General features: G+C 72.0%; 21 protein-coding genes. 6 read left to right on the forward strand and 15 right to left on the reverse strand.

All coding sequences use genetic code 11. The features are described from left to right. Positions 1 to 51: 51 nt before the first annotated feature. Positions 52 to 1,263, forward strand: coding sequence for an FAD-dependent monooxygenase (locus ACIBG4_RS13685; protein ID WP_397202074.1), 1,212 nt, complete (start codon positions 52 to 54; stop codon positions 1,261 to 1,263). Positions 1,264 to 1,331: 68 nt separating this feature from the next. Further along, positions 1,332 to 2,078 carry an SAM-dependent methyltransferase gene (locus ACIBG4_RS13690; protein ID WP_397202075.1) on the forward strand — a complete coding sequence of 249 codons (747 nt, stop codon included), beginning with the start codon at positions 1,332 to 1,334 and terminating at the stop codon, positions 2,076 to 2,078. 49 nt (positions 2,079 to 2,127) lie between these two features. On the opposite strand, the gene ACIBG4_RS13695 is transcribed toward ACIBG4_RS13690, so the two are convergent. Beyond that, complete coding sequence (locus ACIBG4_RS13695; protein WP_397202076.1) at positions 2,128 to 3,567, reverse strand: DNRLRE domain-containing protein; 1,440 nt, start codon at positions 3,565 to 3,567, stop codon at positions 2,128 to 2,130. A gap of 507 nt (positions 3,568 to 4,074) precedes the next feature. Here ACIBG4_RS13695 and ACIBG4_RS13700 point away from each other — a divergent pair. Then, complete coding sequence (locus ACIBG4_RS13700) at positions 4,075 to 5,520, forward strand: serine hydrolase domain-containing protein (RefSeq protein ID WP_397202077.1); 1,446 nt, start codon at positions 4,075 to 4,077, stop codon at positions 5,518 to 5,520. Between the two features lie 358 nt (positions 5,521 to 5,878). Here the strand turns inward: ACIBG4_RS13700 and ACIBG4_RS13705 are convergent, their stop codons facing one another. Further along, positions 5,879 to 7,108 (reverse strand): serine hydrolase domain-containing protein, encoded by a 1,230-nt coding sequence (locus ACIBG4_RS13705; RefSeq protein ID WP_397202134.1) that lies wholly within the window; start codon positions 7,106 to 7,108, stop codon positions 5,879 to 5,881. A gap of 348 nt (positions 7,109 to 7,456) precedes the next feature. Between ACIBG4_RS13705 and ACIBG4_RS13710 the strand changes: the two genes are divergently transcribed. Further along, on the forward strand, positions 7,457 to 8,158 hold the full coding sequence (locus ACIBG4_RS13710; RefSeq protein ID WP_397202078.1) for a helix-turn-helix domain-containing protein: 702 nt from the start codon (positions 7,457 to 7,459) through the stop codon (positions 8,156 to 8,158). Positions 8,159 to 8,179: 21 nt separating this feature from the next. On the opposite strand, the gene ACIBG4_RS13715 is transcribed toward ACIBG4_RS13710, so the two are convergent. From ACIBG4_RS13715 to ACIBG4_RS13760, 10 genes are all read right to left on the reverse strand, one after another. After that, positions 8,180 to 9,499 (reverse strand): adenylate/guanylate cyclase domain-containing protein, encoded by a 1,320-nt coding sequence (locus ACIBG4_RS13715; protein ID WP_397202079.1) that lies wholly within the window; start codon positions 9,497 to 9,499, stop codon positions 8,180 to 8,182. 24 nt (positions 9,500 to 9,523) lie between these two features. Beyond that, a complete protein-coding gene (locus ACIBG4_RS13720; protein WP_397202080.1) occupies positions 9,524 to 9,955 on the reverse strand; it encodes a TIGR03668 family PPOX class F420-dependent oxidoreductase in 432 nt (143 codons plus the stop codon). 99 nt (positions 9,956 to 10,054) lie between these two features. Then, positions 10,055 to 10,501, reverse strand: a complete 447-nt coding sequence (locus ACIBG4_RS13725) for a MarR family winged helix-turn-helix transcriptional regulator (RefSeq protein WP_397202081.1) — start codon at positions 10,499 to 10,501, stop codon at positions 10,055 to 10,057. A gap of 241 nt (positions 10,502 to 10,742) precedes the next feature. After that, the gene (locus tag ACIBG4_RS13730) at positions 10,743 to 11,747 is read right to left on the reverse strand and encodes a sugar phosphate isomerase/epimerase family protein (RefSeq protein WP_310708630.1); all 1,005 of its coding nucleotides are present in this window, start codon (positions 11,745 to 11,747) and stop codon (positions 10,743 to 10,745) included. Further along, positions 11,744 to 12,898: a Gfo/Idh/MocA family protein gene (locus tag ACIBG4_RS13735; protein WP_397202082.1), complete on the reverse strand. Its 1,155-nt coding sequence runs from the start codon at positions 12,896 to 12,898 to the stop codon at positions 11,744 to 11,746. Before ACIBG4_RS13735 ends, ACIBG4_RS13730 begins: the two co-directional genes overlap by 4 nt. A gap of 11 nt (positions 12,899 to 12,909) precedes the next feature. Further along, positions 12,910 to 13,962 carry a substrate-binding domain-containing protein gene (locus ACIBG4_RS13740; RefSeq protein ID WP_397202083.1) on the reverse strand — a complete coding sequence of 351 codons (1,053 nt, stop codon included), beginning with the start codon at positions 13,960 to 13,962 and terminating at the stop codon, positions 12,910 to 12,912. Beyond that, entirely contained in the window at positions 13,959 to 14,951 is a 993-nt protein-coding gene (locus tag ACIBG4_RS13745; protein WP_310708627.1) for an ABC transporter permease, read from the reverse strand. Before ACIBG4_RS13745 ends, ACIBG4_RS13740 begins: the two co-directional genes overlap by 4 nt. A gap of 34 nt (positions 14,952 to 14,985) precedes the next feature. Next, positions 14,986 to 16,527: a sugar ABC transporter ATP-binding protein gene (locus tag ACIBG4_RS13750; protein WP_397202084.1), complete on the reverse strand. Its 1,542-nt coding sequence runs from the start codon at positions 16,525 to 16,527 to the stop codon at positions 14,986 to 14,988. Positions 16,528 to 16,542: 15 nt separating this feature from the next. After that, positions 16,543 to 17,700: an ROK family protein gene (locus ACIBG4_RS13755; RefSeq protein WP_397202085.1), complete on the reverse strand. Its 1,158-nt coding sequence runs from the start codon at positions 17,698 to 17,700 to the stop codon at positions 16,543 to 16,545. A 191-nt stretch (positions 17,701 to 17,891) separates the two neighbouring features. Beyond that, positions 17,892 to 18,764 carry an SDR family oxidoreductase gene (locus ACIBG4_RS13760; protein ID WP_397202086.1) on the reverse strand — a complete coding sequence of 291 codons (873 nt, stop codon included), beginning with the start codon at positions 18,762 to 18,764 and terminating at the stop codon, positions 17,892 to 17,894. A gap of 177 nt (positions 18,765 to 18,941) precedes the next feature. Between ACIBG4_RS13760 and ACIBG4_RS13765 the strand changes: the two genes are divergently transcribed. Then, complete coding sequence (locus ACIBG4_RS13765; RefSeq protein WP_310708623.1) at positions 18,942 to 20,000, forward strand: dihydrodipicolinate reductase; 1,059 nt, start codon at positions 18,942 to 18,944, stop codon at positions 19,998 to 20,000. A gap of 120 nt (positions 20,001 to 20,120) precedes the next feature. On the opposite strand, the gene ACIBG4_RS13770 is transcribed toward ACIBG4_RS13765, so the two are convergent. Next, entirely contained in the window at positions 20,121 to 20,642 is a 522-nt protein-coding gene (locus ACIBG4_RS13770; RefSeq protein ID WP_397202087.1) for an NADPH-dependent FMN reductase, read from the reverse strand. Between the two features lie 140 nt (positions 20,643 to 20,782). Beyond that, positions 20,783 to 21,850 (reverse strand): MBL fold metallo-hydrolase, encoded by a 1,068-nt coding sequence (locus ACIBG4_RS13775; RefSeq protein WP_397202088.1) that lies wholly within the window; start codon positions 21,848 to 21,850, stop codon positions 20,783 to 20,785. Between the two features lie 45 nt (positions 21,851 to 21,895). Between ACIBG4_RS13775 and ACIBG4_RS13780 the strand changes: the two genes are divergently transcribed. After that, entirely contained in the window at positions 21,896 to 22,747 is an 852-nt protein-coding gene (locus tag ACIBG4_RS13780; RefSeq protein ID WP_397202089.1) for a glutathione S-transferase family protein, read from the forward strand. 5 nt (positions 22,748 to 22,752) lie between these two features. Here ACIBG4_RS13780 and ACIBG4_RS13785 read toward each other — a convergent pair whose 3' ends face one another. Beyond that, positions 22,753 to 24,036, reverse strand: coding sequence for an MFS transporter (locus ACIBG4_RS13785; protein WP_397202135.1), 1,284 nt, complete (start codon positions 24,034 to 24,036; stop codon positions 22,753 to 22,755).

A 24,036-nucleotide genomic window follows, 5' to 3' on the forward strand; every position in this document is an offset into this window, starting at 1 on the left:
GGTGAGCCTGCGGTGAGCCCGCGGTGAGCCCTCCCCGGCAGGCTCGGGGTCATGAGAAACGGCATGAGGAACACCAACGTCCTGATCTCCGGCGCCTCCGTCGCCGGGCCCGCGCTCGCCTACTGGCTCCACCGCCACGGCTTCACCCCCACGATCGTGGAGCGCGCCCCCGCCCTGCGCGAAGGCGGCTACGCCGTCGACTTCCGCGGCGAGGCCCACCTGTCGGTCCTGCGCCGCATGGGCATCCTCGGTGACATCGAGCGGGCCAGGACCGGCATGGGCTCCATGTCGTACGTCAACGCGGCGGGCAAGACGCAGGCGACGATGCCCGCCGACCTGTTCGCGGGCGACGTCGAGATCCTCCGCGGCGACCTGGGACGCATCCTCTACGACGCCACCAAGGACTACACCGAGTACGTCTTCGGCGACTCCATCACCTCGCTCACCGAGGACGCCGACGGCGTGACGGTCACCTTCGAGCGCGGCGCGCCGCGCCGGTTCGACCTGGTGATCGGCGCCGACGGGCTGCACTCCAACACCCGCCGCCTGACGTTCGGGCCGGAGGAGCGGTTCGTCAAGCACCTCGGCCTCTACTGCGCGATCTTCACCACGGCCAACCACCTCGGCCTGGACCACACCGGCCACGCCTACCGCACCGCGGGCAGGCTCGTCGCGCTCTACAGCGCCCGGCACAACACGCAGGCCAGGGCCGTCTTCTACTTCGCCTCCCCGGCCCTCGACCTGAACCGTCGCGACGTGGCGCGGCAGCAGGCCGTGCTCGCCGAGAGCTTCGCCGGCAACGGCTGGCAGAGCGAGCGGTTGCTGCACGACATGCGGCAGGCGCCCGACTTCTACTTCGACTCGGTCGGTCAGGTCCACATGGACACCTGGACGCGCGGGCGGGTCGCCCTTGTCGGCGACGCCGCCTACTGCCCCTCGTCCCTGTCGGGCATGGGCTCGGGACTCGCCCTGGTCGGCGCGTACGTGCTGGCCGGCGAGCTGGCCGCGGCGCGCGGCGACCACCGCGTGGCGTTCGCCCGCTACGAGGAGGAGATGCGCGAGTACGCCACGGGCTGCCAGAAGATGGGCGACGGCGTCGCCAAGCTCATGGTCCCGGGCAGCCGGCTCCTGGCCTCGTTCCTCAATCGCTACTACAAGATCATGCCGTATCTGCCGGGCAAGAACATGGCCGCCAAGATGGCCCGCAAGGCCGCCGAGAACATCACGCTGCGCGACTACGAGAGCCTTGTCGGCCGCGCCTGAGCCGCACCCGCGCGCGGCCGTCGATATCCGGTGGCGGGCCCGGAGCCGTTTTCGGCATAGTCGTGAGGATGCACCGTCAGCTCATCAGCCACCTCGCCCACGCGGACCATCCGATCGCCGCGCCCGTCAGCGAGGCCAATCTCATCCGCCTGCTCACCCGTGCCAAGCTGCCCTCCGGCGCCCGAGTCCTCGACCTCGGCTGCGGGGAGGGGGCGTGGCTCACCCGGGCGCTGGATCTCTACCCCGAGGCGACGGCGGACGGGGTGGACATCTCGGAGGAGGGGCTCGCCGCCGCCGCCGAGGCCGCCGCCCGCCTCGGCCTGGGCGACCGGCTCCGGCTGCACCAGACGCCCGCGGACGCCTTCGCCTCCGCCGAGCCGTACGAGCTGGTGCTGTGCGTGGGAGCGACGCACGCGTTCGGCACGCTGGCCGAGACCCTCGACGCCGTGCGCCGGCACCTGCGGCCGGGCGGGCTCGCGCTGATCGGCGAGGGCTTCTGGGAGGGGGAGCCGTCCAAGGAGCTGCACGACCTGCTCGGCACGGGCCCGGACGACTACGCCGACCTGGCCGGGACCGTGGCGCGCGCCCGCGACGCCGGCTACGCCACCATCTACGCCCACACCAGCACCCGCGACGAGTGGGACGAGTACGAGTGGTCCTGGACCGGCACTCTGACCCGCTGGGCCCTCGACCACCCGGGCCCGGACGGCGACGAGGCCATGGCCGCCGCCGACTCCCACCGCGACATGTGGCTCAACGGCTACCGCGACGGGCTCGGCTTCGTCACCCTCCTCCTCCGCCGGACCGACCAGTAGCGGAAGGGGCCGGGGAGCGCGCTCCCCGGCCCCTCACTCGCGGTGTCCGTCAGCGGGTGTAGACGACCGCCAGGGTCGGCGGCTTGACGCCCTGCTCCTTGTTCTCCGACGCGGCGAAGGCCCGCCAGTTGGTGGCCTCCTTCTCGTCCGCGCCGCGGAGCTGGATGCCGTAGTCGGGGGCGCCCGACGCCCACGCCTTGACGATGTTCGTCACCGGCCACGCCAGGAAGCCGGCGCCCGTGGCGCACGGCGCGGTCCACGTACGGCCGCGGCCGGCGCGGGTGGTGGAGGCGCCCTCGCCGGTCGTCGTGGGCTTGTTGTCCCAGTTCAGGTCGTTCTCGTCCCAGGCGCTGGTGACCCGCTCGGCGGTGAGGCCGGAGCCGACGACGAGGCCGCAGCCGTTGGTCTCCAGGTTCCACATGCCGAGGGTGGCCAGGATGACCTTCTTGCCCTTGACCTTGGCCGTGTTGAACTTGACCAGGCTGCGCATGACGTCACCGCCCTGGCCGTTCTCCCATGGCATGGTGCCCGCGATGATCATCGGGTCGCCGGGGTGCGAGGCCCAGGTGCTGGCCACGTCCGTGTCGGTCTCGACCTGCGGGAGCGTGATCGACGGGAAGACCGTGACCGGGTACTTCCGCTTGGGGTCGGCCAGGAAGCCCGCGTCGGGCTTGAGCACGAGCACCTTGACGCCGTTCTGGGTCTCGACGCTGGTGTCGATCGGCTTCAGCGCGTCGCCGCGCGGCTTGCCGTGCCCGCTGGCGTCCCACATGACCGGACGCGAGCCGGAGGCGACGACCTTGCCGTCACCGGCCGTGCTCTTCAGCAGGAGCCGGCCGCTCGCGTCCTCGGCGAGGTCGACGCCCTCGGTCTGCACGGGGATGCGCAGCTCCAGCGGGCCGGACGGCTTCTCGCGCAGCACCACGTCGTGGCGGAAACCCGTGGGCAGGACGGTGACGACCAGGTCGGCGCCGGGGCCGGCGGCGTTGGCGAAGGTGGCGACGTTGTCCTTGATCGCGGGCTTGGGCAGCGCGGTCGGCCACTGCACGGCGAACACCCGGCCGGCGTCGTCCACGATCTTGGCGAGCGGGCCCTCGCCGCCGGCGGAGACCTCGACGTTCGCCCGGGAGACGCGCGGCTTGAGCACCGCGCCGTCCTGGACGAGGGAGGTGTCGACCGGCAGCCACTGGTCCCCCCGCTTGACCTGGGCGACGCCGGAGCTGATGGTCTCGGTGAAGGTGCCGTCGGGGTTGGCGACGGTCGTGCTGTTCTCGTTGGTCAGGGTCGGCACGGACACCGCCTGACCGCTCTTGGCCGCCTGCGCCGAGGCGGCGTCCATGGTCGCCTCGACGGCCGCCGTGTCACTGCTCTGTGCCGTGTCGGCCGGTGGCGTGGGCGTGGCGGCGTTGGCCTCGATCGCGGTGCCTCCGGCGAGGACGGTGGCGGTGAGCAGACCGAGAGCGAGCTTCCCCGTGAGCGAAATACGCAAGTCTCATCCTAAGTAATGTGAAAACTGCTGATAATCCTGTTTGTCCGACTATTCGACTTAAGTGCGGATAAGTCGGCGTTAGTCGGGCAGGCGGCATCGACAGGCGGCGCTTCTGCGAGCGCGGCCTTATCAGCCCCGTAACCCCGTGATTGCCGGCGACGACGCCGGCGCTTCCCCTGTGTCAGGCGGCCCCGTGTGTGAACGCGTGCATGATTCCCCGTTCGCGAATGCGAGCATGATCGCCCGCAGGTCACAGAAATATCACGCAACATATCCGTACACGACAGACTTTTCAGAGTATGACGTATATCACATAGCAATGCGTTATCAAGTCAACCTTCTGCGTCATGAAGGTGACTCCGCCGGCGAGGGCGGTTGCCATCCGCGGCGGAGGCATGGCGCGCGGGTGGGTTGACTTTCGTCAGGGGTACGGCTGGCCGGAAGACCGATGCCCCGGGCAGGCCCCGGTCCCTAGGTTTTCGCAGGTCCCCCTTGAACGGAGCACCTGTGAAAAGCCTCCTCACCGCCCTCGCCCTGGCGACCGGCCTTGCTATTACGTGCACGCCGGCCGCATGGGCCGCCGGGCCCGCGCGCGCCGCCGAGCTCACCCCGGCAGCCATCGACGCGTATGTCGGCCGCGCCCTCGACCAGACCGGTCTGCCCGGACTGTCCGTCGTCGTGACCCACGGCGACCGGATCGTCCACGCCGCCGGCTACGGCCACGACTCCGCGGGCGAGACGGTCACCGCCGGCACGCCCATGCGGGTCGCCTCGGTGACCAAGTCGTTCACCGCCATGGCCGCGATGATCCTCGTGGAGGAGGGCAGACTGTCCCTGGACAAGCCCGTGGCCGAGCAGCTCCCCGGGTTCCGCATGGCCGACCCGCGCGCCAAGGCGATCACGCTGCGGCACCTGCTGAACCAGACGTCCGGGCTGTCCGACACCACGACCGACATCGGCGACCTGGACACGGCCGCCTCGCTCAAGGAGTACGCCGCCAAGCTGGCCACCGCCACGCTGCGGGCCGCGCCCGGCACGCACTGGGAGTACTGCAACGTCAACTACAACGTGGCGGCCAGGCTGGTGGAGGTGGCCAGTGGCCGGAGCTTCGGCGACTTCATGCGGGAGCGGGTCTTCGAGCCGCTCGGCATGCGCTCCAGCGGCGTCAGCGAGCGGACGGTCCGGCCGGCCGACGGCTACAACTCCGTGTTCGGCCTCTGGCTGCCGCGCCCCGAGCTGCCCGCGTTCCTCGACGGCAGCGGCAGCGGCGGCGTCATCACCACGGCCGCCGACATGGGCCGCTGGCTGATCACCCAGAACGGCCGGGGCCGCCGCCTCGTCGGCCCGGCCGGCCTGACCACCATGCACGCTCCGAGCAGCGTGCGCGAGTACGGCATGGGCTGGGGCATCGACGACGAGACCCGGCGGCTCACGCACTCGGGGAACCTGTTCACCTACACCGCCGTCGAGACGATCGTCCCGCGGACGGGCTACGGCTTCGCCGTCATGGCGAACAGCGCGAGCCTGACGGACGACACGTTCGCCATCGCGAGCGGGCTGGCGGACCTGAGCGAGGGCCGGACGCCGGAGGTGCCGGGGGGCGACAGGCAGCAGTTCGAGCTGGTACTGGGGGTGGTCACGCTGGCGGCGGCGGCGCTCGGGACCCTGGGAGCCGTCCGCTCCCGGCGCTGGGCCGCCCGGCGACTCGCCACGAGGACGCCGAGGAAGTGGCGGGCCGGGCTCCGCCTGGTGCCGGTGCTGCTGCCCGCGGCGCTGCTGGCGGCGTACCCGGACCTGATCTCGTTCCTGATGAACGGCCGGACGGTCACGTGGGCGCAGCTCACGTACTTCGCGGCGCCGCTGACGATCACTCTCGTGGTGGCGGCCGCGGCGGGCCTCGTGACGGCTGTCCTGCGCCTCGCTCACCACCGCACGCTCACCGGGCGGCAATAGCCCCGTCACACCCACTGACGTGATCACACACGGGATTCGCACCGTCCAGTTGATCCTCACTCACCACCTGGATGTACGGCCTGCACCCCCTCATCGCAGCCCTGGCCCTCGCCACGGCCGCCCATGCCCCGGCAGCCGGACCCGACCCGTGGCGGGCGTGCGCTCGCTGCTCGCCCGCCACGGGTCGGCCCGACGACCGAGTTCCACGGCAACGCCGCCACGGACGTGCCGCGAAAGGGGGCGGTCAGGGTCTTACCGCCGTCAGGCGAGCCGCACATCTGCGGCACCGCCGGCCGCGCGAGCCGATAGCGCCCCGCGTCACGGGGTCCGGAGACGACCCCGTGACCAGCTGTGGCTGTCAGTCGTCGATGGCCTGGTAGAGCGTGGTCCAGAAGTCGTGGATGAGCCGCGCGGGGTCTGGGACGGACATGCCGACCTGGGTGAGCAGGATTCCGGTGAGCCGGTTCTCGGGGTCGGCGTAGGTCGAGGTGCCGCTTCCGCCGTCCCAGCCGAACTGGCCGACGGGAGCGTAGTCGCCGCGGTAGGTGCGCACCGCCATCCCCATGCCCCAGCCGCCGTGCTGCCCTTGCCCGAATGACACATGGACGTTGCCGGTGGCCATGGCGTGCCGGGCGGCTTGCTGCTCGGGCGTGAGGCGGTTGGTGGTCATCAGCTCGACGGCGGGCCGGGACAGGATCCGCTCGCCGCCGTGCATCCCGCCGTTGAGCAGCATCTGGAAGTAGGCGTGGTAGTCGTCGGCGGTGGAGACCAGTCCGCCGCCGCCGCCCTGGAACGCCGGAGGCCGGCTCCACCGTCCCCCCTCGGCCTCGTCCCACACGTGGAACTCCCCGGTCTGCGGGTCGGGGGCGTACAGGGCCGGCAGCCGGTCGATCTTGTCGGCGGGCACGTGGAAGGCGGTGTCCTCCATCCCCAGCGGGCCGAAGATGCGTTCACGCAGGAACGTCTCGAACGACTGGCCCGTGACCCTGGCCACCAGCACGGCGAGCACGTCGTGGCTGATCTGGTACTGCCAGCGCTCTCCGGGCTGGTGCATCAGCGGCAGCGTGCCCAGGCGGCGCATCCACTCGTCCGGCTCGGGCATCGGCTCCGGCAGATCGGGCGTGAGCCCCTGCTCGAAGATCGCGCCCATGATCGGGCTGCCCAGCGCCGTCATGTCCATGCCGAGCCCGAAGGTGGAGGTCAGCAGGTCCCGTACGGTGATCGGCCGCCGGGCCGGCACGGTCTCGTCCAGCGGGCCGTCGATCCGCTTCAGCACCCGGCGGTCGGCGAGCTCCGGCAGCCACGGCTCCACCAGGTCGTCCAGCCGCAGCCTGCACTCGTCGAGCAGGACCATCGCCGCCGCCATCGCGACCGGCTTGGTGGTCGAGGCCATCCGGAAGATCGTGTCCCGGCGCATCGGCGCGCCACCGTCATGGCGCATCGTCCCGAGCGCCTCGACGTGCGTCTCACCGCCCCGGCCGACCAGGGCGACGAGCCCGGGAATCCTCCCCGACTCGACATGCCGCTCCAGCACCTCACGCAGCCTGCGCAGCCCCGCTTCGGAGAAGCCGTTGTTGCCTGTTTCCATCATGAATCCCTTGCCTACGGTGTTCGACCTTGCGAGACGGGCGTTCGGCGAGCTGGAGCTCGGCCACGGGACTCCCTCTGCGGCGCCACCGGCACTCGCGAGCGTTCGGGAATCTCTGAACGTCTGCGACAGTACATTGCGTTTATAATTCAGTCAACAGGCAAAGATGGCGCGTACTGCCTGCTAGATGCGGCTCATCGAGTCGTCTTTGCAATGTGCATGACACTGAACGCAAAGGGTGGACCGCGATGCGACATTGCAATGGGATGCCAGTGAATGCATACTGTGCAGCGGAGGGTGCCGGGGCGCCGCGCTTCGCGCATGTCGACGGATAGGAGCCGAGCGCCGATGCCCGGAGGCAGACTGACCGGCCAGGATCGACAGCACATCGCCGCCTGGCTGACCGAGGGGCTCGGATACGCGGAGATCGGCCGGCGTATGGGGCGGCCCGCCTCGACCATCATGCGGGAGGTCACCCGCAACGGCGGACCCGACGACTACAGAGCGGACCAGGCGCACGAGGCCACCCGGCACCGTGCCCGCCGGCAGAAGCAGGCGCCGCCTCCGGCGCCGCCGATCTCCGACAGCGGCCATGGGCGAGACCCGCAGGCGGTGCAGGACTTCGCGGAGTCCTTCACCGCTCTCCTCGTTCAGCAGGGGCTGCCCCGGATGGAGGCCAGGGTGCTGGTCTGCCTGTACATCACCGACTCCGGCGCGCTCACCGCCGCCGACCTGGTCCAGCGGCTTCGCGTCAGCCCGGCGTCGATCTCGCACGCCGTCGCCTTCCTCGAAGAGCAGGGAATGCTCAGGCGCGAACGGGTCCCCGGCGCGCGGCGCGAACGCTATGTCATCGACGATGAGATCTGGCTTCGGTCGATGCTCGCGGCTCTGCAGATGAACGACGCTCTGACGGCCGCGTCGCAGCGCGGAACCGAGATTCTCGGGGCGACGACCCCGGCGGGCGCCCGCTTCCAGTCCTCCGCCGAGCTCCTTCTCCTTGTGAGCGAGGCCTTCCGGCAGGTCATGGAGCAGTGGCGGCAGAGAGGCTGACCCCCTGCCGGCCCGCGAAGATCAGCCCTCGTAGTACGTCATCTCCACCCCCGACACCGTGCGCCGGACAGGCTCGAACCCCGCCAGGTCAGCGCGATCGGCATGGTCGGCCACGGCGTCGCGCACGGCCTCGCTCAGGTGGACGCGGCCGGGGCTGCCGAGGTCCTGGGCCATCTTGGACGCCAGGTTGACCGGGGCCCCGGCGACGTCCCAGCCGCCGCCGGGTGTCCGCCCTGCCAGCACGGGCCCGGCGGCCACCCCGATCCGGGCCACGATCTCTCGCTCGGCGAGCCCCGTGCGCAGCCTCAGCGCGAAGCGCACGGCCGGTGCCGGCTCCTCGAACAGGTAGATGCCCAGCGGCCCGGCGACCTTGATCTCCACGGCACCCTCGGACGGCAGGAGGCGGAGACCGGCCTCCCGCATCGCCGCCGACAGCGACAGCCCCCTGAGCAGCTCCACCTCCGGCGTGTCCGCTGGAGCGGCGCTCCGCTCCACGAGGACCACGGTCCGGTCGCGCAGGTGCCCGGCCGCCAGCCGTTCGGCCAGCTCGGCGTCCCCGGGGCGGGCGTCCAGCAACAACAGGTCGGCGTAGAAGGCCGCGGAGTACGGGATGGGATAGTGCTCCTGCCCGGCCGATCCGGACGCGCCCGGCCATCCCTCGCCCGACCACGCCTCGCCGAGCCGGGGAACATCCAGCCGGGGGCCGTCGACCACCTGGTGGACGGGGCCGACGAGACCGTCGGCGCCGTCCTTGCGCCGCAGCACGAACGGGTGGCCGTCCGGCAGCCGGTCGACCACGGCCTGTGTCACCGCGATCTCGCCGCCCTCGGTGTCGTTCTCCGCGAACTCCTCGGCGGCGTCGGCCTCCGCGCCGTACAGCCCGCCCGACAGCTCGTAGAACGACCCCAGGTGCACGCCGATCCCGATGCGGACCACGCAGTGCCGCCGGATCTCGTCCTGCGCCGTCAGCAGAGCGGACAGCAGCGTTGACGGGTCCGCGGCCTCCGCGTGGAACAGCTGCGCGTTGTCGGCCGCCCACACGCCCACCGCGCGCCCGCCGGCGCTCCGGGCGCAGGCGTGCAGGATGCGCTTGGGCCGGTCGATGAGCGCCAGCACCTCCAGCAGGCCGAGCCGCTGGCTGAGCCGGGTGAGCCCGGCCGAGTCGGACACGACGGAGTATCCGCGGATCTCGTGGGGGCTCAGCAGGCGCCGCGCGTCATCGGCGGTGCCCGCGCTTGCGCGCCACTGCTCGACGAGGGACAGCGGCAGGCCGGCGGCGACGTCTCGTGAAGTGTCGAAGCCGCCCGGCGTGAGCGGGCCGGCGGGGGGTTCGTAAGCCACCCGCCAAGGCTAGCTCACCCAGAGTCATTGTTCGTACGCGTTCGGTGACGCGGCCCAGCCGGACCAGCGGGTCACGTCCACGAGGATGACCGGCCCGTCCGGCGGATTCCGGCGGTACTGCTCGTACTTCCCGGTCAGCGTCCCGATCGCCTCGCCCGCCTCGGGGGAGCCGGGGGCGACGACGCGGGCGGCGCCGTCGGCGCGCACCCACCACAGGCCGGTCCAGTCGTCCTCGTAGCGGTCGGCCAGGAGGGACACTCGGGGGTGCGCCCGGATGTTGCGGAGCCGCTTCAGGTCGGTCGTCGTCTTGGGCTTGTGGTCGACCGCGATGACGACCCGGTCTCCGGTCAGCGCGAAGGTGACGGGCACCAGGTGGGGCGCCCCGTCGCCGGCCACGGTGCCGAGCCGGGCGACGCGCTGCCCGCCGAAAAGCCGGCGCGCCAGGTCGGCGTCCATCCCCTCATCGTGTCACCGCCATCCCCTCAATGCGTCACCACCGCTGTTCGGGTCAGCGCCGCTGTTCGGGTCAGCGCCGCCCCGGACCGCGCCCGCGCGTCACTCGGTCGCGCCGGCCCCGAAGGCCGCCCGTACGGCGTCGGCGATCTGGCGCTGGATCGGGTCCGCGTCCGACCCGAACAGCGCCTCGTCCACCGCCGCCACGGCCCGCATCGCCTCCTGCACGAGCCGCGCGCCTTCCGGCGTGAGCTCCAGCGTCGAGGCCGACCCGGCCCTGGCCTTTCCGTCGCGGACGAGCCCCGCCCCGGCCAGCGCCTTCACCGCCGTGTGGACGCTCTGCACGGTGATGCCGGACATGCGCGCCAGGTCGCTGAACGACGCGCCGGGCACGCCCGCGATGTGCCCGAGCAGTCCGAGCCTGCTGACCGTCAGCCCGAGGGGCGAGAGCGCGGCGCCCAGCTCCGACTCGATCCGGTGCGCCAGCGTGAGCAGCACGATGGAGGGACTCGTCGCGGGCGGGCCCGGGCGGGCGCTCTCGGTGGTCACTCCCCCAGTCTCCCGCAGCCGACGCCCCGCACCCCGCCCCCGTGGTCGGACACCCTGGAACCAAGCGCGAAGCCGCCGCCCGAGCATGAGCGAGGTCCATGCCCTTCCCGCGGGTCGAAGGGGGCGCGCACGAGCGCCGGAACGCGCGCGGCGCGCCCCCAGGTGAGGACCTTGCCGTGTGCCCCATGGCTGAGGTTCCGGAAGAAGCTGAGGTTCCGGAAGAAACCGCGGGAGCCCGGAGTCAGGTGGTGGAGAAGGCGGCGTCGAAGGAGGTGGCCGGCGGGGTGATGGCGTTGAGGCGGCGGATGTAGCCCAGCGCCTCCTTGGCCCCGTCCAGGCGGTCCATGCCCGCGTCCTCCCACTCGATCGAGATGGGCCCGGTGTAGCCGATCGAGTTGAGCGCCCGGAAGCAGTCCTCCCACGGCACGTCGCCGCGGCCCGTCGAGACGAAGTCCCAGCCGCGCCGCAGGTCGGCCCACGGCAGGTGGGAGGACAGACGCCCGCGCCGGCCGTCGCCGACCCGGACCCGGGTGTCCTTGCAGTCCACGTGGTAAATCCGGTCGGCGAAGTCCAGGATGAACGCCACCGGGTCGAGGTCCTGCCAGACCATGTGCGACGGGTCCCAGTTGAGGCCGAACGCGGGCCGGTGGCCGATGGCCTCCAGGGTGCGCTGCGTCGTCACGTAGTCGTAGGCGATCTCGCTCGGATGGATCTCGTGCGCGAACCGTACGCCCACCTCGTCGAAGACGTCGAGGATGGGGTTCCAGCGGTCGGCGAAGTCCTGGTAGCCCGCGTCGATCATGGAGGCGGGCACCGGCGGGAACATGGCGACCGTGTGCCAGATCGACGAGCCGGTGAAGCCCACGACCGTGTCGACGCCGAGCAGGGCGGCGGCCCGCGCGGTGTCCTTCATGTCCTCGGCGGCGGCCTGCCGCACCGACTCCGGGTCGCCTGAGCCCCAGATCCGGGCGGGCAGGATAGCCTTGTGGCGCTCGTCGATGGGGTGGTCGCAGACGGCCTGGCCGACGAGGTGGTTGGAGATGGTCCACACCTTGAGGCCGTGCTTGTCGAGCTGGGCGCGTTTCTGCTCGACGTACGACGGGTCGGACACCGCCTGGGCGACGTCGAAGTGGTCGCCCGAGCAGGCGATCTCCAGGCCGTCGTACCCCCATTCGGCGGCGAGCCGGCACACCTCCTCGAACGGCAGGTCGGCCCACTGGCCCGTGAACAACGTGACCGGTCTCATGCGTCCTCCACGACTGTGTAGCGGCTGGAGTCGGCCGCGCTCCGTTCGACCGCCGCGAGGACGCGCTGCACCCGCAGCCCGTCGGCGAACGACGGGGCGGGATCGCGGCCGTCGGCGATCGCCTCCAGGAAGTCCTTGATCTCATGGGTGAACGTGTGCTCGTAGCCGAGGCCGTGGCCGGGCGGCCACCAGGCGCCGGCGTACGGGTGGCCGGGCTCGGTGACGAGGATCCGGGTGAAGCCGGCGTCCCCTTCGCTGACCCAGAGCTCGTTCATGGCCTCGAAGTCGAAGGCGAGGCTGCCGAGCGAGCCGTTGAGCTCGATGCGCAGCGCGTTCTTGCGCCCGGTGGCGAAGCGGGTGGCCTCGAACGAGGCGACGGCGCCGCCCGAGAGCCGCCCGATGAACAGCGCGGCGTCGTCCACCGTGACCTGCCCGGTGGCCGTCCCGCCGGTGGCGGCCAGGCCGGCCGAGTCCTCCGCCAGGGGACGCTCCTTGACGAACGTCTCGGTGAGCGCCGAGACGCCCACCACGCGCTGCCCGGTGACGAACTCGGCGGTGTCGATGATGTGCGCGCCGATGTCGCCGAGCGCCCCCGAGCCTGCCTTGTCCTTCCGCAGCCGCCACACCAGCGGGAACTCCGGGTCCACGATCCAGTCCTGCAGGTACTGGGCGCGGACGTGCCGGATCTCGCCGAGCCGGCCCTCCTCGACGTACCGCCGGGCCAGGGCGATGGCCGGCACCCGGCGGTAGTTGAAGGCGACCATGTTCTTCCCGGGCGCCGAGGCGGCGGCGCGCACCATGGCCTCGGCCTCGGCGACGGTGTTGGCCAGCGGTTTCTCGCAGATGACGTGCTTGCCGGCCGCCAGGGCGGCGATGGCGATCTCGGCGTGGGAGTCGCCGGGCGTGCAGACGTCGACGATCTGCACGTCGTCGCGCCGTATCAGCTCCCTCCAGTCGGTCTCGACGTCGGCCCAGCCGAGCTGGGCCGCGGCGGCCGACGTGCGCTCCTTCGACCTGCCCGCGAGCACCGCCATGCGGGGCGCCAGCGGCAGGTCGAAGAAGGCTCCCACGCTGCGCCAGGCCTGGGAGTGGACGCGGCCCATGAAGGCGTGGCCCACCATGCCCACGCCGATGCTGATCTTTTCTGACATGCAGCCCCCGATCAGGACTCGAAGCCGAGCGGCAGGTACTTCTCGACGTTCTCCTTGGTAATGGTCTCCGATGCGAGCGTGATGGACTGCGGAACTTGGTTCTCCACGAGGTCACTCATGCCCTTCCCCTGGGCGATGAGCCGGGCGAGTTTGATCGCCGAGGAGGCCATCGTGGGGCTGTACGTGACCGTGGCCTCCAGCACGGAGGAGCCGGACTGGATCTCCTTCATGGCGTTGAGCGAGCCGGCGCCGCCGACCATGAAGAACTCCTTGCGTCCCGCCTCCTTGATGGCGGCGAGCACGCCGATGCCCTGGTCGTCGTCGTGGTTCCACAGGGCGTCGATCTTCTTGTGCGCCTGGAGGAGGCTGGTCGCCACCTGGTTGCCGGTCTCGACGGTGAACTTGGCGTCCTGCTTGGCGGTCACGCTGAAGCCGTACGTCTTGAGCGCGTCGGCGAAGCCCTTGCTGCGGTCCTGAGTGAGCGGGAGGGTGGCGATCCCCTGGATCTCGACGATGACCGGGTTGGAGACGCCCTTGTCCTTGAGCCTCTTGCCGATGTAGTGGCCGGCGGCGACGCCCATGCCGTAGTTGTCGCCGCCGATCCAGGTGCGGTAGGCGAGCTTGTCCGGGAAGACGCGGTCGAGGTTGACGACGGGGATGCCGGCCTGGGTGGCCTGGAGGGCGACCTGGTTGAGCTGCTGGCCGTCGTTGGGCAGGATCACCAGCGCGGCGACCTTGGCCGCGATGAGCGACTCGACGGCGGAGATCTGCTGGTTGATGTCGTTGGTGGGCTCGACCGGCTTGAAGTCGATGTCGGTGTACTGCTTGGCGGCGGCCTCGGCGTTCTTGGCGATGGCGGCGATCCAGCCGTGGTCGGCGGCGGGGGCGGAGAAGCCGATGGTCACCTTGGTGCCGGGCTGGTCGTTGCCGCTGGAGGCCGGTGAGGGGACGGGCGCGGCGGCGCTGGCGGGCGCGGCCGACGGCTCGTTGCTGGTGCAGCCGGCGACCGCTAACAGGGCGGCTCCGCCGACGAGGAATCCCCTGCGCGCGACTTTGTCGGTCATGACGTTCTCTCCTTCAGGTTCCGCCGCTGGAGCAGGACGGCGACGACGATGATCAGGCCCTTGGCGATGAGCTGGTCGCTGGTGTTCAGGCCGTTGAGGATGAACAGGTTGGTGATGATCGTGAAGATCAGCAGGCCGAGGATCGAGCCCACGATCGTGCCGCGACCGCCGGTGAGGAGGGTGCCGCCGATGATCACGGCGGCGATGGCGTCCAGTTCGTACAGGTCGCCGTGGGTGGAGGAGCCGGTGGTGGTGCGGGCCATGATGAGGATGGCGGCGATGCCGCAGCACAGGCCGGACAGGGCGTACAGGAGCATGGTGTGCCGCCGCACGTCGATGCCGGCCAGCCGGGCCGCCTCGGGGTTGCCGCCCACCGCGTACGTCCGCCGCCCGAACGTCGTGCGGTTGAGCACGATCCAGCCGAGGACGACGACCAGGGCGAAGACGTAGACGAGCAGCGGCACGCCGAGCACCCGGGTGGTGGCGAGGTCCACGATGGCGTGGTTGTCGGCGCTGACGAGCTGGGTCCTGCGGTCGGACATGCGCTGCGCGAGGCCGCGCGCCGCGACCAGCATGGCGAGCGTGGCGATGAACGGCACCAGCCGCCCGTACGCGACGAGCAGCCCGCTGACCAGCCCGGCGCCCGTGCCGACGAGGATCGCGCAGACCGCCATGACGACCGGCCCGAACTCCTGCGTCGCCAGCGTCGTGGCCCAGACGGAGGCCAGCGCCATGACGGCGCCCACCGACAGGTCGATGCCGCCGCCGATGATGACGAACGTGGCGCCGACGGTGATGACGCCGATCGTGGCGGCCAGCGACAGGATGCTGACCAGGTTGTCGGCGGTGGCGAAGGCGGCCGGCCGGGTGACGAGGCCGACGGCCACGAGCAGCGCGAGCGCCACGAACAGGCCCAGATGCCGCAGCTCGAAGGAGCGGGGGGCGGTCGTCGCGGGGGCCTCCGCGACCGTTCTTCCTGCTTCCGCCATCAGGCGGTCCTCCCGTTCGTGACTGCGTCCGCCATCAGGCGGCCCTCCCGTTCATGATCATGTCGAGGACGCGGTGCTCGTCGAGGTCGCGGGCGTCGCCCTGGTGGATGACCGTCCCCTCGCGCAGCACCAGGACGCGGTCGGCCAGGCCGAGCACCTCCGGCACCTCGCTGGAGACCAGCAGCACGCCGATGCCCTCCTCGGCCAGGCCGCGGATGACCGTGTACAGCTCGGCCCTGGCGCCCACGTCCACGCCCCGGGTGGGCTCGTCGAGCAGCAGCAGCCGGCGCCCGCCGAGCAGCCAGCGGGCGAGCACGGCCTTCTGCTGGTTGCCGCCGGACAACGTCTTGACCGGGCGCTCCGGGTCGCGCGGCCGGATGTCGAGCGCCTCGGCCAGCCGGGTCGCTTCGGCGCGCTCGCGGGCCCGGTCGAGCCAGCCGAGCCGGGCGAACCCGGACAACCCGCCCAGCGTGATGTTGGCGGTGACGCTCTGGTCGAGGAGCAGGGCCTGTGCCTTGCGCTCCTCGGGCGCCAGGCCCATGCCGAGCTTCACGGACTCGACGACGCCGCCGCGCCGCAGCGCCCGCAGCGGGCCGTCCTGCCGTACGGACTGGAGGAGGCCGGCGCGGCGGACCGGGCGGCCGCCCACCTGCACCTGGCCGGTGGCGCGGCGCGCGCCGTAGACGGCCTCCAGGATCTCGGAACGGCCGGAGCCGACCAGGCCGGCCAGGCCGACGATCTCGCCCGCGCGCACCGAGAACGACACGCCCGCGAAGGCGCCGGGCGAGGACAGGTCCTCCACCCGCAGCACCTCCTCGCCGGGCGGCCGGGCGGCGCGGGGCGGGAAGACGTACTCGACGTCCCGGCCGGTCATCAGGGAGACGATCTCGGAGGTGGGCGTGTCGCGGGCGGGCAGGCCCACCGCGATCGTGCGGCCGTCCTTGAGGACGGTGACGCGGTCGCCGATCTCGCGGATCTCCTCCATCCGGTGGGAGATGTAGACGACGGCGACGCCGCGGGCGGTGAGGTCGCGGATGATGCGGAACAGGTTCGCCACCTCGTCGTGGGCGAGCGCGGCGGACGGCTCGTCCATGACGATGAGCCGGGCGTCGCGCGAGAGCGCCCGCGCCATGGACACGATCTGCTTGGCCGCCGGGGCGAGCCGCCCGACCTCGATGGACGGCCGGATCTCGGGGTGGCCGAGCCGGGACAGCACCTCGCCGGCCGCCCGGTCGGCGCCTCGCCGGTCGGTGAAGCCGAGACGGGTGTGCTCGTGGCCGAGGAAGATGTTCTCGGCGACGCTGAGCCCGTCGACGAGGTCGAGCTCCTGGTAGATGGTGGCGATGCCGAGCCGGATGGCGTCCACGGGGCCGGCGGGGCGGGCCGGGACGCCGTTCAGCTCGATCGTGCCCTCGTCGGGCCGGTGGGCGCCGGCGAGGATCTTGATCAGGGTGGACTTGCCGGCGCCGTTCTGGCCGAGCAGGCAGTGGACCTCCCCGGCCCGCACGTCCAGGTCCACGCCGTCGAGCGCGCGGACGCCCGGGAACTGCTTGACGATTCCCCTCATGACCAGCATCGGGGGTCTCTCCTGTCAGGCGTTGACGATCTTGTTGATGTTGTCGGGTGACAGGTAGTGCTCGATGGCCAGGAGGCCGGCGCCGAGCGCGGCGGCGTCCTCCCCGGTACGGCTCGGCACGATCGACAGGTGGTGGGTGGCCAGCGGCAGCGACCGCCGGTAGACGGTCTCCCTGATGCCGGCGAGCAGGTGCTCGTGGACCCGGGACAGGACGCCGCCGATGACGATGACCTCGGGGTTGAAGAAGTTGACCAGGCCGGCCAGCACCTCGCCGATGTGCCGGCCCGCCTCCCTGACCAGGCGCAGCGCCCGCGTGTCGCCCGCCTGGACGAGCGTCACCACGTCGGCGCCGGTCGTGGCGGGCACGCCCAGCTCCGTGAGCCTGCGGGCGAGCGCCGCGCCGCCGGCCACCGCCTCCAGGCAGGCGCTGTTGCCGCAGCGGCAGCCCGCGTCGTCGTGGCCGGACACGCGGATGTGGCCGATGTCGCCGGCCGAGCCCTGGGCGCCGCGGTGCAGCCGGCCCTCGGCCACGATGCCGCAGCCGATGCCGGTGCCGACCTTGACGAACAGCAGGTGGCCGGTGCCGGGGAAGGCGTTGCGGTGCTCGCCGAGGGCCATCACGTTGACGTCGTTGTCGACCAGGACCTCGCAGCCCTGGAAGTGCTCGGGGATGGGGTAGTCGTTCCAGCCGGGCATGATCGGCGGGTTGTTCGGCCGGCCGGTGGCGAACTCGACCGGTCCCGGCACGCCCATGCCCAGCGCCCGCAGCGCCGACCTGGGCCGGCCGGCCTCGGCGAGCAGCCGGTCGAGGCGCCCGTCCACGTGGGCCAGGACGGTCTCGGGGCCCTCGGTGACGAGCAGCGGGTCCTCGCACTCGGCGAGCACCTCGCCGGAGATGTCCATCAGCGCGACGCGGCAGTGGGTGGCGCCCACGTCGACGCCGGCGAAGGCGTGGCCGTCGGTGTGCAGCCGGAGCTGGCGGGGTGGCCGGCCGCCGGTGGACCCGCCGCTCTCGGTCTCCTCGACGAGGCCGCTCTCGATGAGGGCGTCGACGCGCTGGGAGATCGTGGAGCGGGCCAGGCCGGTGAGCCTGGCCAGGTCGGATCGGGTCGTCGCGGAGCCCGCGCTGATGAGGGTCAGCACGTCCCCGGGCGAGCCCGGAGCGGGGGTCATGCCGCGACCTTAGGAGCGTCGGCCGTACGAATCAAGAGCGAATTTCGTCCTAAGTCGGACTTCTTCCGCCGATCGTCGAACAAAGACCGTCCGCACATAACGAAAAGACCCCTCCTCGCGGAGGGGTCCTCGAACGGGCGGAAGGGTTTCCTTGGCGGTGCGGAAGGGTCCCCGGACAGGCGGGCGAGCCGTCAGAGCATGGCCTTCATGGAGTCGGCGGCCGTGAGGACGTACGGCTGCTCGGCCATGATCGCCCCCCAGTTGTCGGCGACCGCCTCCGGCGTGATCTCGTCCGAGCGCCAGCCCGGCCCCTCGGCCACGATCACCCGCGACACCCGGCCGCCTCCGACCGTGAACACCTCGCCGCTGACCTCGCATGAGTCGTGAACGAGGTAGGCGACGAGCGCGCTGACCCGCTCGGGCGTGAACTTGGCCTCGAACTCGGCCGGCAGCAGCGACTCGGTCATCCGCGTCCAGGCGACCGGGGCGATGGCGTTGGCCTTGACGCCGTTGCGGGCGCCCTCGATGCCGACGGTCTTGGTCAGGCCGACCAGGCCCATCTTGGCGGTCGAGTAGTTGGCCTGGCCGAAGTTGCCGAACAGGCCGGCCGGGCTGGAGGTGTTGACGACGCGGCCGTAGCCGGCCTCCTTCATGTACGGGTAGGCCGCGCGGGTGACGAGGTACGAGCCGCGGACGTGGACGGCGAGCACCGCGTCGAACTCCTCGACCGACATCTTGCCGAACGAGCGGTCACGCAGGATGCCCGCGTTGTTGACGACGATGTCGACCTTGCCGTAGGCGTCGATCGCCGCCTGGACGATCGCGCCGGCGCCTTCGGGGGTGGCGACGTTGTCGGCGTTGGCGATGGCCTGGCCGCCGTTCTTCGCGATGAGCTCGGCCACGTCGGCGGCCGGGCCGGCGGAGGCGCCGCTGCCGTCGAGCGCGCCGCCGAGGTCGTTGACGACGACCTTGGCGCCCCGCTCGGCCAGGAGGAGCGCGTGCGACCTGCCGAGGCCGTGCCCGGCCCCCGTGACGATCGCCACCTTGTCATCGAACCGAAGCATCGGACCTCCAGCGCAGGAGAACAAACTTCTAGTACGAGTACGATAACCCGAGCCGGCGCAACAGGGACTGATCGTCGCGGATAGTGATCGGCGAGCCGGTTTTCTGCTAAAGTTGCGGGCTCCCAAAGGCGAGGGGTTCAGCCTCGCCATCCCTCCATCGGGCCTGGGAGGCCGGACATGCCGGTGAACGCGCCCATCCGCGTGGTCCAGTGGGCCACCGGTTCCATCGGTCGCTACGCGTTACGCAGCGTGCTCGGCCGGCCGGGACTCGAACTCGCGGGTGTCCTCGTGTACGACCCGGACAAGATCGGCAAGGACGCGGGCGAGCTGGTCGGGCTGCCGCCCACCGGCGTCACCTGCACCGACGACGTCGATCGGGTGCTGGCCCTCGACGCCGACTGCGTGCTCCACATGCCGCTGCCGGCGTTCTACTTCGGCACCGACCAGACCTCCGACGTCGAGACCATCTGCGCCCTGCTCGCCTCGGGCAAGAACGTCATCACCACCACGGGATTCGTCTACCCCAAGTCGTACGGGCGGGGCGTCGTCGACCGTGTCGAGGCGGCCTGCGCCGCGGGCGGCACCACCCTGCACGGGACCGGCATCAACCCGGGCTTCATGAGCGACTTCCTGCCCCTGGCGCTGACCGGATTGTCCGACCGGGTGGACCACGTCTACGTGCGGGAGTCGTCCGACTTCCGGGGACATCCGTCGCGGCAGGTCGTCGTGGACCTGGTCGGGTTCACCCGCTCGGCCAAGGACTACACGGCCGCGGTCCGGCCGTACCGGGCGTTCCAGCGCTCGCTGTTCGCGGAGAGCGTCCAGCTCGTCGCCGACGCGCTGGACGTGCGGCTGGACGAGGTCGAGGAGAGCGACGACTTCGAGCTGGCGACGAGCGAGTTCGAGATCGCGGCCGGCACGGTCAGGGAGGGCACGGTGTGCGCCTCGCGCTGGGTCTTCTCCGGGCTGGTGCGAGGGCGGCCGTTCATGACGATCGAGGTGGTCTACAAGGCCGACGCGGCGCAGGTGCCGCGCTGGCCCGACCCGGGGTTCGTCCTGCACATCGAGGGGGTGCCGCACATGACGCTGTCGGTGGACGAGGTCTCCCACGGCCCGGCCGCCGCCGCGGCGCACGCCATCAACGCCATCCCGGCGGTCTGCGCCGCCCCTCCGGGCATCCGCACCCTGCTCGACCTGCCGTTCGCGACCGGCCGCGGCCGGGTCCGCCTGCGCTGAGGGCATCAGACGCAGTACCCGTGCGCCCGTACGGGGAGGGCCGTACGGGCGCCGGGTGTCGAGGGGCGCCGCTCGGGAGCGGGCCGGCTCAGGAGCGGGCGGGCTCGGGAGCGGGCCGGCTCAGGAGCGGGGCTGGAGGCGTCCGCGCTCCCAGGCGTCGATCTGGGGCGCCACCTGGTCGGCCCAGCGGCCGATCGGCTCCTCGCCGGGCAGCTCCGGCTCCAGCAGCGCGAGACCCGGCGTCGGGACGAACGCCCCCAGCTCCACCAGCAGCGGCCGGAAGTGGACCTCCACGGCGAGCGCGTGCCGGGGATGCCCCATGACGAGCACGGGCAGCGCGGCCGTGCCCGCCAGCGCGTTCGGCGGCAACCGGTCGAGGAACGCCTTGAGCAGCCCCGTGTACGTCGCCTTGTAGGTCGGGCTGGCCAGCACCGCGACCGTCGCCCGGCTCAGCAGCTCGACGGCCTCCTCCACGCCGGCGTGCGTGCCGGGGGCGAGCAGGTGGGGCGCCAGGGCCGCCAGGTCGACGACCTCTCCGGGCCCGTCGTGCCCGAGCCGGGCGGCGACGGCCTCGGCGGCGGCGACCGCCGCGCCGTACGTTCTGGACGCGGCACGTGGATTGCCGACGACGGTGACGATCACGTGGTCCTCCGGGGGACAAGGCGAGCGGGGTCAGGCAACGGCGACCTCCCGCCGGGAGGACAGGGGAGCCTGCCGCATGCGTGCGACGCTACACAGCCCCGCCCCTCCTAGCAACTATTCCTACTTGATTTGAAGGAAATTCACGGGGCGGCCGGGTGCCAGCGGTCCGGTTCGCCGGGAACGCGGGTGATCCTCCCCCGCTCGGCCAGCCAGACCAGGTGCGCCAGGGTCTCGTTGGTGGCCGCGCGCCGGGAGAACGCCTGGAACGTCTCCCACGCCCGCGACCAGGTCAGCCGGGTGGCCACCTCCCAGCACGTGATGCCGCCGGTGGCCCCGCCGACGACCCGTTCGACCTCCTCCAGCCGCTCCTCGTGGTGCGCCGTCACGTAGTCCACCCGCCCGGTCAGGTCGCGGAAGCGGTACTCGTGCGCCGGCAGCACCTCCTCCACCTCCAGCTTGCGCACGGCGGCCAGCGAGTCGAGGTAGTCGGCCAGCGGGTTCGGCCGCGACTGCGGGTGCACGGCGACGATCGGGGTGATCTTGGCCAGCACGTGGTCCCCGGAGAACAGCACCCCGCGCGACGGCGAGACGAAGCACAGGTGTCCGGGCGAGTGCCCGGGGGTCCACAGCGCGCGCAGGTCCCAGCCCGGCAGGTCCAGCCGGTCGCCGTCCTCCACCAGCCGGTCCGGGCGCACCGCCGACACCAGATGCCTGATGGACATCGACGCGCCGGCCAGCTCGTCCACGGTCTCGCGGGGCACGCCGCAGCGGGCGAGCATCTCCCGCTCGCGGCGCACGAGCGAGTCGACGGCCTCGTCGTCGTAGCGCTCGCGGATGAGGGCGGCGTCGGCCGGGTGCAGCCCGATCCACGCGCCGGACGCCTCCCTGACCCGCCCGGCCAGGCCATAGTGGTCGGGATGGATGTGGGTGACGAGCACCGCCTTCACGTCCGTGATCGCGTAGCCGGCCACGCCGAGCCCCGCCACCAGCGCCTCGTACGCCTCGTCGGTGTTCCATCCCGCGTCCACGACGGCGACCCCGTCAGGCAGCTCCAGGACGTAGACCAGCACGTACCGCAGGGGGTTGACCGGGATCGGCACCGGCACGGACCACAGCCCGGGCCGCACGCGCTCGACCTCCGGGAGCACGCCGCGCAGCCACGCGTCGTGCTGGGCCGGACTGGATGGGGTCACCACGAACTTCGCCATGACGCTGATTGTCCAGGTATTTCCGAACCATGTTCTACTGGGGGGATGAAGCTGGAACGCGAGACCACCGGCGACGGACGCTTCGCCCGCCAGCCGAACCGCTTCACCGACCGCCTCGGCCCGCCCGAGCCCGGCAGGTACCGGCTCTACGCCTCCTACGCCTGCCCGTGGGCCCAGCGGGTGCTCATCGTCCGCCGGCTCCTCGGCCTGGAGGACCTGCTCGACGTGACGATCGTCGACCCGATCCGCGACGAGAAGGGCTGGCGCGTCCCGGGCGGCGACCCCGAGTACCTGTCGGAGCTGTACCTGGCCACCGACCCGGACTACACGGGCCGCTACACCGTCCCCGCCGTCTGGGACGCCGTCGAGCGGCGCATCGTCACCAACGACTTCCCCCGGATCACGCTCGACCTGGAGACGTCCTGGTCCACCACGCCGGACCTGTACCCCGAGCGGCTGCGCCCGGACATCGACGCGCTGAACGACCGGATCTACCACGGCCTCAACAACGCGGTCTACGAGGCGGGCTTCGCCCGGTCGCAGGACGCCTACGAGGAGGCCGTGGCACGCGTCTTCACGACGCTCGACGAGCTGGAGGAACGGCTCGCGAAGGGCTCGCCGTACCTGTTCGGCGACGCGCTGACCGAGAGCGACGTACGGCTCTACCCGACGCTGGCCAGGTTCGACGCCGTCTACCACGCCCACTTCAAGTGCTCGGTGCGGCGGCTGGTCGACTACCCGGCGCTGTGGTCGTACGCCCGCAGGCTGTACGCCGTTCCCGCCTTCGGCGAGACGACGGACTTCGACCACATCAAGCGCCACTACTACATGACGCAGACGAACATCAACCCGAGCCGGATCGTCCCGGTCGGTCCCGCGATCGACTGGAGCCTCTGACGGCGTCAGGCCGAGGCGGCGTGCTCCGGCTCGGCCGCCGCCACCCCGCCCGGCCGGAGCGCGGGCATCCGGGCGAACAGCAGCGCCGAGGCGGCCATCAGGACGGCGACCAGCACCCACGCGACCCCCGTCCCGGCCGCGGTGGCCAGCACGCCGAGGCCCACGTTCGACATCGCGCCGCCGGCCTGGAGGGCCAGGGAGCTCGTGGAGGCGACCGTGGTGCGCTCCGCCGCGGTGACCGCGCGGTGGGTCATCTCCAGGCACAACATGCTCGTGACGGCGAGGCCCACGTACATGCCGACGTACGCCGCGCCCGCGGCCGCCAGCGCGGCGGGGCCGCCCGCCTCGGCGGTGGCGGCCAGCGCGCCGAGTGACAGCGCGCCCAGCACGACGCCCAGGGCCGCGCCCCGCACCGGCCCGCCGGCCAGCCGGGCCGCCCCGGGCGCGACCGCGTTGCCCACGGAGCTCCCCGCGAAGCCCAGGGCCGCGACCAGCGCGTACGCCGTCCCGCCCAGCTCCGCCGTGCCGGCCAGCCGGGCCAGCCGGCCGGGCGTCAGCAGCTCCACGGCGGTCAGCGCGACGCCCGTCACCACGGCGTACACCATCAGCCGGCGCAGCACGGCGTGACGGGTCGCCAGCCGCAGGCTCGACAGGACGGTCGCGGGCACGGCGCGCAGCGTCTCCCCCAGCGACGCCCGCCGGTGCGACGGCTCGGGCAGCGCGAGCAGCACCACGGCCAGCAGCACCGCCGCCGCGGCGGCGCCGAGCAGCGGCGGCGCGGCCAGCGGCAGCAGCACGGCCGGCGGCACCACCAGCGGCACGAACCCGCCCGCGAGCACGCCGAGGCACAGCGCCGCCGACTCCATCGCGCCGCCGCGCGACAGCCCCGGCCGCAGATCGGCGTCGCGGCCCTCCAGGTCGTGCAGCGTGTCGACGTACCAGGCGGTGGCGGGGCCGCTGGACAGCGCCCGCGCCACCCCCTTGAGCACGCCGGTCAGCACGAACATCCAGAACGTCGTGGACACCGCCATCAACGTGAGGGACACGACCGAGAACCCCGCCGACACGGCCAGCACCACGCGGCGGCCCACGACGTCGGCCAGGCCGCCCGTGGGCAGCTCCAGGGAGACGGTGACGACGGCGAACACGGTGAAGGCCGCGCCGATCTCCGCCAGGCTCAGGCCGCGCTCGGTCATCAGCAGGACCATCGTGGTCATCATGAGGCCGGTGGGCAGCCAGCTCAGGAAGCAGACGAGCAGGTAACGGCGTAACGCCGAGCGGGCGGTCAT

Source organism: Nonomuraea sp. NPDC050383, from assembly GCF_044459125.1.
Classification (GTDB): domain Bacteria; phylum Actinomycetota; class Actinomycetes; order Streptosporangiales; family Streptosporangiaceae; genus Nonomuraea.

Bases quoted from the DNA above. Each gene is read 5' to 3' on its own strand.
- ACIBG4_RS13785 (WP_397202135.1), bottom strand. From the start codon at position 24,036: ATGACCGCCCGCTCGGCGTTACGCCGTTACCTGCTCGTCTGCTTCCTG.
- ACIBG4_RS13780 (WP_397202089.1), top strand. From the start codon at position 21,896: ATGAAGCTGGAACGCGAGACCACCGGCGACGGACGCTTCGCCCGCCAG.
- ACIBG4_RS13705 (WP_397202134.1), bottom strand. From the start codon at position 7,108: ATGGAAACAGGCAACAACGGCTTCTCCGAAGCGGGGCTGCGCAGGCTG.
- ACIBG4_RS13755 (WP_397202085.1), bottom strand. From the start codon at position 17,700: ATGACCCCCGCTCCGGGCTCGCCCGGGGACGTGCTGACCCTCATCAGC.
- ACIBG4_RS13720 (WP_397202080.1), bottom strand. From the start codon at position 9,955: ATGGACGCCGACCTGGCGCGCCGGCTTTTCGGCGGGCAGCGCGTCGCC.
- ACIBG4_RS13760 (WP_397202086.1), bottom strand. From the start codon at position 18,764: ATGCTTCGGTTCGATGACAAGGTGGCGATCGTCACGGGGGCCGGGCAC.
- ACIBG4_RS13710 (WP_397202078.1), top strand. From the start codon at position 7,457: ATGCCCGGAGGCAGACTGACCGGCCAGGATCGACAGCACATCGCCGCC.
- ACIBG4_RS13745 (WP_310708627.1), bottom strand. From the start codon at position 14,951: ATGGCGGAAGCAGGAAGAACGGTCGCGGAGGCCCCCGCGACGACCGCC.
- ACIBG4_RS13775 (WP_397202088.1), bottom strand. From the start codon at position 21,850: ATGGCGAAGTTCGTGGTGACCCCATCCAGTCCGGCCCAGCACGACGCG.
- ACIBG4_RS13765 (WP_310708623.1), top strand. From the start codon at position 18,942: ATGCCGGTGAACGCGCCCATCCGCGTGGTCCAGTGGGCCACCGGTTCC.
- ACIBG4_RS13690 (WP_397202075.1), top strand. From the start codon at position 1,332: ATGCACCGTCAGCTCATCAGCCACCTCGCCCACGCGGACCATCCGATC.
- ACIBG4_RS13735 (WP_397202082.1), bottom strand. From the start codon at position 12,898: ATGTCAGAAAAGATCAGCATCGGCGTGGGCATGGTGGGCCACGCCTTC.
- ACIBG4_RS13740 (WP_397202083.1), bottom strand. From the start codon at position 13,962: ATGACCGACAAAGTCGCGCGCAGGGGATTCCTCGTCGGCGGAGCCGCC.
- ACIBG4_RS13685 (WP_397202074.1), top strand. From the start codon at position 52: ATGAGAAACGGCATGAGGAACACCAACGTCCTGATCTCCGGCGCCTCC.
- ACIBG4_RS13750 (WP_397202084.1), bottom strand. From the start codon at position 16,527: ATGCTGGTCATGAGGGGAATCGTCAAGCAGTTCCCGGGCGTCCGCGCG.
- ACIBG4_RS13730 (WP_310708630.1), bottom strand. From the start codon at position 11,747: ATGAGACCGGTCACGTTGTTCACGGGCCAGTGGGCCGACCTGCCGTTC.